At 73.1% G+C, this 8,778-nt stretch carries 6 protein-coding genes; 3 read left to right on the forward strand and 3 right to left on the reverse strand.

The window, feature by feature from the left end; genetic code table 11:
• Positions 1-44 precede the first annotated feature (44 nt).
• Complete coding sequence (locus ASD48_RS12555) at positions 45-1,340, reverse strand: AAA family ATPase (protein ID WP_057601628.1); 1,296 nt, start codon at positions 1,338-1,340, stop codon at positions 45-47.
• 94 nt (positions 1,341-1,434) lie between these two features.
• The gene (locus ASD48_RS12560; protein ID WP_057601629.1) at positions 1,435-2,913 is read right to left on the reverse strand and encodes a hypothetical protein; all 1,479 of its coding nucleotides are present in this window, start codon (positions 2,911-2,913) and stop codon (positions 1,435-1,437) included.
• A gap of 172 nt (positions 2,914-3,085) precedes the next feature.
• On the opposite strand from ASD48_RS12560, the gene ASD48_RS12565 reads away from it, so the two are divergent.
• The gene (locus ASD48_RS12565; protein WP_057601630.1) at positions 3,086-3,613 is read left to right on the forward strand and encodes a DUF5959 family protein; all 528 of its coding nucleotides are present in this window, start codon (positions 3,086-3,088) and stop codon (positions 3,611-3,613) included.
• Positions 3,614-3,706: 93 nt separating this feature from the next.
• Here ASD48_RS12565 and ASD48_RS12570 read toward each other — a convergent pair whose 3' ends face one another.
• Positions 3,707-6,331, reverse strand: coding sequence for a glycosyltransferase family 1 protein (locus tag ASD48_RS12570; protein ID WP_057601631.1), 2,625 nt, complete (start codon positions 6,329-6,331; stop codon positions 3,707-3,709).
• A 279-nt stretch (positions 6,332-6,610) separates the two neighbouring features.
• On the opposite strand from ASD48_RS12570, the gene ASD48_RS12575 reads away from it, so the two are divergent.
• Both ASD48_RS12575 and ASD48_RS12580 read left to right on the forward strand, forming a co-directional pair.
• Positions 6,611-7,822, forward strand: a complete 1,212-nt coding sequence (locus ASD48_RS12575; RefSeq protein WP_057601632.1) for a S8 family peptidase — start codon at positions 6,611-6,613, stop codon at positions 7,820-7,822.
• Between the two features lie 191 nt (positions 7,823-8,013).
• The coding region (locus ASD48_RS12580) for a maltotransferase domain-containing protein (RefSeq protein WP_157880621.1) at positions 8,014-8,778 on the forward strand (765 nt) is incomplete at its 3' end.

The raw sequence follows: 8,778 nt of genomic DNA on the forward strand, positions 1-8,778 counted from the left end.
GTCGGCGCTCATGCCATCGGCAGCGCTCATCCCCTCGTCGGTGCTCACCGGCCCGCCTTCGCGGTGGTCCGCGCCGTCGCGCGATCGGCCGCCCGGTCCGCCCGCCGGGACAGGGTGACCACTCCGGCCAGCTTCTCGATCGACTCCGGTACGTCCCAGTCCTCCCGGCGCAGCGAGGCGAGCGTCGTCGCGGGGACGACCACCAGATCCGGGGCGCCGGTCTCCAACGCCCGGACGAGGAGCGCCCACGCCGCGTCCCAGCGGGACCTGTCGGGGCGGACCCGGACCGCCGCCACGACACCGTCCAGCACGGCCTGACGCAGGTCGCCCCGCTCGGGCAGGTCGGCGCTCGCCGGGTCGGCGAGCAGTGTCTCGGGGTCCGGGAGGTCCATCCGGTCCAGGCTCGCCAGCAGTTCCAGTCCCGGACCGTCGCCGACCGTGCCCCTGACCAGCAGTGAGAGTACGTCGCGGGCGGAACCGGCCGCGGTCGCGAAGGCGATCAGGCTCAGGGTCATGTCCCAGCTGCGCGGCGACGGCCAGGCGCCGCCCCGGCGCGCTTCACTGCTGGGCAGCTGGTGCACGAGCTTGGGGCGCGCGGCGAGCAGTCCGCACACCGCGCGCCGGGCGAAGTCCACGGCCTCCGGCAGCTTCTCCGGGTCGAGCCGGGGCAGGGTCGCCCGGGGCCAGGTCCCACCGAGTCCGCGGACGACGACCTCGTGGTCGTGGGTCCACTGGAGGTGGACGAACCGGTTGGCCAGCGGCGGGCTCAGTTCCCAGCCGTCGGCGGCCGAGCCCCGCGGGTTGGCGGCGGCCACGATCCGCACCCCGGGCGGCAGGGTCAGCGCGCCGATCCGGCGCTCCAGTACGAGGCGGAGCAGGGCGGCCTGGACGGCCGGCGGCGCCGTGGACAGCTCGTCGAGGAACAGCAGCCCCCGACCGGCCCGCACCAGGCGCACCGCCCAGTCCGGCGGGGCCATCGGGACGCCCTGTTCCGCCGGATCGTCCCCGACGATGGGCAGCCCGGAGAAGTCGGACGGCTCGTGCACGCTGGCGATCACCGTGGTCAGCGGCAGGTCCAGCGCCTCCGCGAGCTGGGTCAGCGCGGCGGTCTTGCCGATCCCCGGCTCGCCCCACAGCAGCACGGGGAGGTCGGCGGCCACGGCCAGGGTCAGGGCCTCCAGCTGGCTGTCGGGACGCGGTTCGGTGGTGGAGTCGCGCAACAGGGCCAACAGCTCGCCCGCCACGTCGAGTTGAGAGGCGGGAGCCGGGACGGAAGAGGTCGGCACGGAGGAGGTCGGGACGGAAGGGGGCGGAGTGGCGACGAGGGTACGCGTGGGCATGGGTGTGGGCATGGGTGATCACCTTGGGGGTTCGTAGAGGTTCGCGGAGGTTCGCAGGACGAGAGGGCGGCAGTTCGCAGGACGAGAGGGGAGGTCAGCGAGGAACGCCGTGGCGTGGGTGCGCGCGCATGCGGCCGGGACGGCGGCGGTCCTGGCCGGGCCCGGGACCGATCAGGCCGGCCCTGAACAGTCCGTAGGTGATCCGCCGTTGCGCGGCCGCCTCCAGTTCGTCCCGCAGCGCGCCGTCACGCAGGACCGCTTCCGGACCCAGCAGTCCCTCGACCACGGCCAGCGCACCGGCGACATCACCGTGGACGAGGCGTTCGCGCACGCCGACGAGACAGTCCGGACGCCGGTGCGCCCGGTCGATCGCCTGGAGACAGGGCAGCGGAGTGCCGGTCAACGAGGCAAGCAGCTCCTCGCGCCGGATCTCGGCCGGGTCGTGGTCCAGTGGAGCCAGTACCCCGCCGACCAGACCGATCCGGTGCGTCGCCCCCCGGCACTCCACGAGCCGGGCTCGGCCGGCCCGGTCGGGAGGCCCGCCCGGTACGGGCGCCGCGTGCTCCGCTCCGACGTGCTCCGGTACGCCGTACTCCGGTACGCCGTACTCCGGTACGCCGTACTCCGGTACGCCGTGCTCCGGTACGAGCGCCGAGGCGACCAGCGGGTGCAGTCGCTCGGCCTCGATCGCTCCCGTACGGATCAACTCCAGGTCGGGCAGCACCCAGGTCGCCGCGTCGGGCAGTACCGGCAGCGAGGCGACACAGCCCGTCGCACTGCGCAGGACAGGCCGCGCGTCGCGGAGTTCGTCCTCCTCGGCCCGATCCAGGACGAGCCGCCGCCCGGACCCGAGCCGCACCAGGACGGAACCGGCGGTCCGCCCCTCCGCCCGCAGCACGATCCCCGCCTCGGCCGCCCACCGGTCCACGGCACAGCCGGGCCCCGGCGGTTCCGTGCCCCGCACGGGCGGGTCCGGGGTGGGCGGGTCGTCCCCGGGCGGTCGATCGGCGCCGCACCGGACCCGCAGCTCACCCGTTCTGCGCGCGTCCCACAGGTGGCGGTGCAGGTCGAGGCGGAACCGCCGGTCGGGACGCGGATGCGGATGACGGCGGTCACCCCCCACCGAGCCGGACGCGTCCCACAGCGCGAGGCTGAACCGCTGCCCGGCATCCGCCCAGGCGGGTGGGGTCCGCACCACGAGGTGCACGGGCCACCGGGTGTCGCCTCGCCCGGCACCTCCGACGGCGTCGGCCTCGTACCGCGCGAGGGAGACCGTCACCCCCGGCCGCAGCAGGCCGTCGGGCGCGATCCTTGGCAGGTGCCATCGCAGCAGGTCGGGCGCCAGGTGACGGAGATCGGCCCGGAGCAGGGACACAAAGGCTCGACCGTACGCCCGCGCCACGGCACGAAGGTCGAGATCAACGTCGATACCCGCGGCGGCACATGCCCCCGCCCAGTCCCCGGCACGGCGGCGGACGGTCGCGGTCTCGATCATGGAGGCCGGCACGGCGAACTCGCGCACGCGCAGCCAGAAGGAAAGTCGGGAATCCTCGTTCGCGATCCGAGTGAGCATCAGCACTCACCTTGCGCGGACGTGGCCCCCGATCTGTCTACAGAAGAAGTAGTCATCGCCGGGGAGCATAGCCCTCCGGCGACGATCTGCCCATCGGATATCGCCGGACGGGTCCCGCTTCCGTGATGGGGGAGGATGCGGCCCACACCAACCAAGGAAAGCGAGTGCCGTGATGACGGAACCTGCCCCGGTGGACCTGATCCACCTCGCGGATGCGGACGGGAACCGCTGCATCGTGCGCGTCACCGGGCGCTTTCAGCCGGGCGTGCTGACCGGACACGACATTCTGCGCGCCGACGTGCTCGCGACCGCGAGCTTCGTCGATGCCCGACTGGACCTCCACCTGTTCCCGCGGGACCTCGACACCTGGCAGCGGGAACTGTCCGGCCTCGCCCCGGGGCGAGGAGCCGGCCTCGGCGGAGACCGTGGTCTGCGCCTCGACCTCCACCTGCATGAGGAGGGACTGCTGTCCGTGTCCGTCCATGACCCGGACCGGCTCACCACGCTCCTGGGCATCAGTCCCGGAGGCGACTGGATCGGCGAACACCAGGAGCGTCTGGAACAGGTCAGGCGGACCTGGCCCGGTGAAGTCGTCGAGACGTCCCCCATGGTCTACGAGTGGAGCCCCGACCGCCGACGCGGAGACGGGCCCCCTCACGCCCCGGTACCGGTCCGGCGCCCGGCGGGAGAGGGACCTTGAGCTAGCCGTGGCGGGCCCGCAACTCGTGAGTGCCGGCGGCGGAGCACGGCACCGAGGCGCCGGCGTCCCCCCGCCGGCGCCTCGGGCGAGCGGTTACCGCAACAGCACCCCCGCCCCCTCCACCGCATCCTCCGACGGCACCTCCAGCAGACCCAACTCCGCGCCGGAAGCCAGGAGTCGGTGGGCCGGGAGGATGCGGACCGTGTAGCCGTAGGGTCCGGTGCGGTCCAGGGACAGGGGGCCCTCGTAGAGCCAGCGGCCGTCCAGGTCCGGGCCGCCGGACGGTTTCAGGGGGACCGTCGACGCGTCCGTGATGCGGTCCTGCTCGTCCACCCGACCCGAGACGGCCTGCACCTCGACGTCGTCGGGGGTGAGGTCGCCGAGGCCGACGCGGACCCGCAGCGCGAGGGTGGTGCCGAGCTCGGCGGTGGTGGTGGCCACCGACGTCTCGACGTGGTCCACCTGCACCGCGTGCCAGGCCGAGCGCACCCGCTGCTTCCAGCGGGCGAGTTCCCGGGCGGTGTCGGGGGTCATCGACCGGTGCGCGTGGGCGGCCGGCGTGTAGAGCCGTTCGACGTACTCGCGGACCATGCGTCCCGCCAGCACCTTCGGGCCCAGCAGGGTGAGGGTCTGGCGGACCATCTCGATCCAGCGGTCGGGCAGGCCCGCCTGGCCGCGTTCGTAGAAGCGGGGGGTGATGCGCTGTTCGAGGAGGTCGTAGAGGGCCGCCGCCTCGATGTCGTCGCGGTGGTCGGGGTCGGTGCCGGCGCCGTCGGCGGTGGGGATCGCCCAGCCGAAGTCGGGCTGGAACCACTCGTCCCACCAGCCGTCCAGGACGGAGAGGTTGAGACAGCCGTTGAGCGCCGCCTTCATCCCCGAAGTACCGCAGGCCTCCAGGGGGCGAAGGGGGTTGTTGAGCCAGATGTCGCAGCCGGGGTACAGCTTCTGGGCCATCGCCATGCCGTAGTCGGGCAGGAAGACCAGGCGGTGCCGGACGCGCGGGTCGTCGGCGAACCGGACCAGTTCCTGGACCAGGCGTTTGCCGCCGTCGTCCGCGGGGTGCGCCTTGCCCGCGACGACGATCTGGATCGGCCGCTCCGCGTGCAGCAGCAGGTCCATCAGCCGGTCGCGGTCCCGCAGCATCAGCGTCAGCCGCTTGTACGAGGGGACCCTGCGCGCGAAGCCGATGGTGAGGACGTCCGGATCCAGAACGCCGTCGATCCAGCCCAACTCGGCCGTTCCCGCGCCGCGTTGGCGCCAGGAGGCGCGCAGCCGCTCCCGCACCTCCACCACCAGCTGCTCGCGCAGATCGCGGCGCAGCTCCCAGATGTCCTGGTCGGGGATGTCGGCGACGGCGTCCCAGCGGTCGGAGCCGCCGACGCTCAGGGCGTCCTCGGCCCGCCCGGAGCCGAACTGGCGGGCGCCGAGCCGCAGGACCTCCGGGGCCACCCAGGTCGGGGCGTGCACACCGTTGGTGACGGAGGTGATCGGCACCTCCTCCGGGTCGAAGCCGGGCCACAGACCGGAGAACATCTCCCTGCTCACCTGGCCGTGCAGCAGGGACACGCCGTTGGCGCGCTGCGCCAGCCGCAGGCCCATCACGGCCATGTTGAAGAGGTTCGGCTCGCCGCCCGGGTAGGTCTCCATGCCCAGCCGCAGGATGCGGTCGACGTCCATGCGCGGGAGCTCGGCCTGGGGGCCGAAGTGGCGGGCGACCAGCTCACGGTCGAAGCGGTCGATGCCGGCCGGGACGGGGGTGTGGGTGGTGAAGACCGTGCCGGCCCGGACGGCTTCGAGGGCGGAGTCGAAGTCCGACCCGGTGTCGCAGAGTTCGGCGATCCGCTCCAGGCCAAGGAAGCCCGCGTGGCCCTCGTTGGTGTGGAAGACCTCGGGCGATGCGTGGCCGGTCAGCCGGCAGTACGTGCGGACCGCCCGGACACCTCCTATGCCCAGCAGCATCTCCTGGAGCAGCCGGTGCTCGCTGCCACCGCCGTAGAGCCGGTCGGTCACCCCGCGTTCGCCGAGGTCGTTCTCCTCGACGTCCGAATCGAGCATGAGCAGCGGGACCCGGCCGACCTGGGCCAGCCAGACCCGGGCGTGCAGCTGTTTCCCGGCGGGGAGGGCGAGCGAGATCTGCGCGGGGGTGCCGTCGTCCTCCTTCAGGAGGGTCACCGGCAGTTCGTTGGGGTCGAGGACCGGATAGTGCTCCTGCTGCCAGCCGTCCCGGGAGAGCGACTGGCGGAAGTAGCCGTGCCGGTAGAGCAGCCCCACGCCGATCAGCGGGACACCCAGGTCGCTGGCCGCCTTCAGGTGGTCGCCGGCCAGGATGCCGAGACCGCCGGAGTACTGGGGCAGCGCGGCCGTGACGCCGAACTCGGGTGAGAAGTAGGCGACGGCGGCGGGCAGCCCGGCGGTACGGGGCCGGGTCTGGTACCAGCGGTCGCCGGTCATGTAGTCGTGCAGGTCGTCGGCGGCGGCACTCAGCCGGCGCAGGAAGCGGCGGTCACCGGCGAGCTCGGTGAGGCGTGCCGGACGCAGGCCGCCCAGGAGTCTCACCGGATCGCTGTCCGAGACGGCCCAGCGCTCGGGGTCGACGGACTGGAAGAGGTCGCGGGTCTCCGCGTGCCAGGACCAGCGCAGGTTGCGTGCCAGATCGCTGAGTGGCCGGAGGGGTTCGGGGAGGAGGGGTCGGACGGTGAATCGACGGATCGCCTTCACATTCCACCTCGGCGTGCGTGAGGAAGAGACGCACGGCGGTGTGCGTCCACGTCGCCTACGAAGGTACCGGCGTCGGCGCGGGCCTCGCTGAGGGCTGGCCGCCCGGGGAGGCTCGCTTTTCGGCCCGACCCGCGACAACGGGCCGAAACCCTGTTTCGTCCCGGTAGGCCACCTTGTGGCCTTTCGCCCCGCACGAGAGGCTGCCCAGTGGCGTACCCGGTGAAGTCGGACGAGTCGGCGGAGCCGTCGTGCGCCGAGTCGAGGAGGGGAACTCGAACCATGGCACGGACGCGAAGGCGGCGTCTGCGCCGGGTGGGGGGTCTGACCGCGGTCGTCACGAGCGTGGTCCTTTCGGCCGTCACCCTGCCCGCGCACGCCGCACCGGAGGGGAAGATACTCGGCGCCGGTCTGCCCGGTTCCGTCGGCGGGAGCTATCTGGTGACGCTGCGGGAGGGCACCGCCGCGGCGTCGAAGGCCGGGCGCGATCTCGTCGGTTCGTACGGGACGAGCGTCAGCCGGACCTACGACACGGTCCTCAACGGGTTCGCCGTCGAGGCCGACGAGAGACAGGCCCGGCGCCTCGCGGCCGATCCGCGAGTGGCCTCCGTGGTCCAGGACACCAGGGTGACGCTGGATACGGCCGGGGTCACGAAGTATCCGCCGTCCTGGGGGCTGGATCGCGTCGACCAGCCGGGCCGGACGCTGGACAACAGCTACAACTGGCCGAATTCGGCGGGCGCCGGGGTCACCGTGTACGTGATCGACACCGGCATCCGCGTCACGCACACCGACTTCGGCGGCCGGGCCGGCTACGGCTGGGACTTCGTCGGAGGTGACCGTGTCGCCGCCGACGGCAACGGCCACGGCACGCATGTCGCCGGCACCGTCGCGGGCACGCGTCTCGGCATCGCCAAGAAGGCCAGGGTGGTCGCGGTACGGGTGCTCGACGACGCCGGTGCGGGCACCACCGCACAGGCCATCGCGGGCATCGACTGGGTCACCCGGCACGCCCACCGGCCCGCGGTCGCCAATCTCAGCCTGGGCGGCGGCTACAACGCGGCGCTGGACGCGGCCGTCCGCGCCTCCATCCGGTCCGGTGTCACCTACACCGTCGCCGCCGGCAACCTGGGACAACCGGCCGCCCTGCACTCACCGGCCGACGTACGGGAGGCCCTCACGGTCGGCGCCACCGACCGGCGGGACGCCAGGGCGGGCTTCTCCAACTACGGTTCGGCTCTCGACCTGTTCGCGCCGGGGGTGGCGATCACCTCCGCCTCGTCCACGAGCGACACCGGCCGGGTGACCCACTCCGGTACGTCGATGGCGGCGCCGCACGCGGCAGGGGCCGCCGCGCTCCATCTCGCCGACCACCCGAGGGCCACGCCCGCTCAAGTGGCGCGGGCGCTGGTCGCCGGGGCGGCGAACGGCAAGGTTTCCGGCCGGGGGCCCGGTTCGCCGAACAAACTCCTCCAGGTTCCACCGTTCACCTGACGGGGCTCCGAGGCCGGCTCCGTTCCCCCGGAACGGGGCCGGTCTTGTGCGTTGACAAACGCACGGGTAGTTAACAACGTGCCGGATTGCTCACCCGAATAGGGTGGAAGGCTCCTCCGGTACTCCCCCGCAGGACCCCCTCCCCACCACATCCATCCGCCTACCCCCCGTTGATGCGGACAGGAGCGGTCATGCCAGCAAGGCACCACCCGTCATCACCCCCGACGCCTCGCACCAAGAACGGCAAGAGCGACAGGAACGCCAAGAGCACCGACGGCCTTGGCAACGCCGCGAGGGACACCGCCGTCCCGGTGCTCACGCCCGCACCCGGTCCGCCCGCCCCGGAGCGATCCTCCTGGGGCGGCGACACCACCGCCGTCGGGCGCATACCCGTCCTGGACGTCCGCCCGTTCGTCCGGCAGGGCCGCCGGCCCGCCAAGGCGGTCACGGGCGAGACGTTCGAGGTCTCGGCGACCGTGTTCCGCGAAGGGCACGACGCCGTCGCCGCCAACGTCGTCCTGCGGGACCCGGACGGCAACCCGGGCCCCTGGACGCCGATGCGTGAACTCGCCCCGGGCACCGACCGCTGGGGCGCGGACGTCACGCCGGACGCCACGGGCCACTGGACGTACACCGTGGAGGCCTGGAGCGACCCGGTCGCCACCTGGCGGCACCACGCAGGCATCAAGATCCCCGCGGGAATGGACACCGAGCTGGTCCTGGAAGAGGGCGCGCGGCTGTACGAACGGGCGGCCGGCGGAGTGCCGGAGGGCCCCGAGCGCACGGTGGTGCTGGCGGCGGCCGAGGCGCTGCGCGACGAGTCCCGCCCGGCCGTCTCCCGGCTGGCGGCGGCGCTGACACCGGAGGTCGGCGCCGTGCTCGGCCGCCATCCGCTGCGGGAGCTGGTGACCGCGTCCGAGCCGCTGCCGCTGCTGGTCGAGCGGGAACGCGCCCTG

The organism is Streptomyces sp. Root1310, from assembly GCF_001426425.1.
Lineage (GTDB): Bacteria > Actinomycetota > Actinomycetes > Streptomycetales > Streptomycetaceae > Streptomyces.

Bases quoted from the DNA above. Each gene is read 5' to 3' on its own strand.
- ASD48_RS12575 (WP_057601632.1), top strand. From the start codon at position 6,611: ATGGCACGGACGCGAAGGCGGCGTCTGCGCCGGGTGGGGGGTCTGACC.
- ASD48_RS12560 (WP_057601629.1), bottom strand. From the start codon at position 2,913: ATGCTCACTCGGATCGCGAACGAGGATTCCCGACTTTCCTTCTGGCTG.
- ASD48_RS12555 (WP_057601628.1), bottom strand. From the start codon at position 1,340: ATGCCCACGCGTACCCTCGTCGCCACTCCGCCCCCTTCCGTCCCGACC.
- ASD48_RS12565 (WP_057601630.1), top strand. From the start codon at position 3,086: ATGACGGAACCTGCCCCGGTGGACCTGATCCACCTCGCGGATGCGGAC.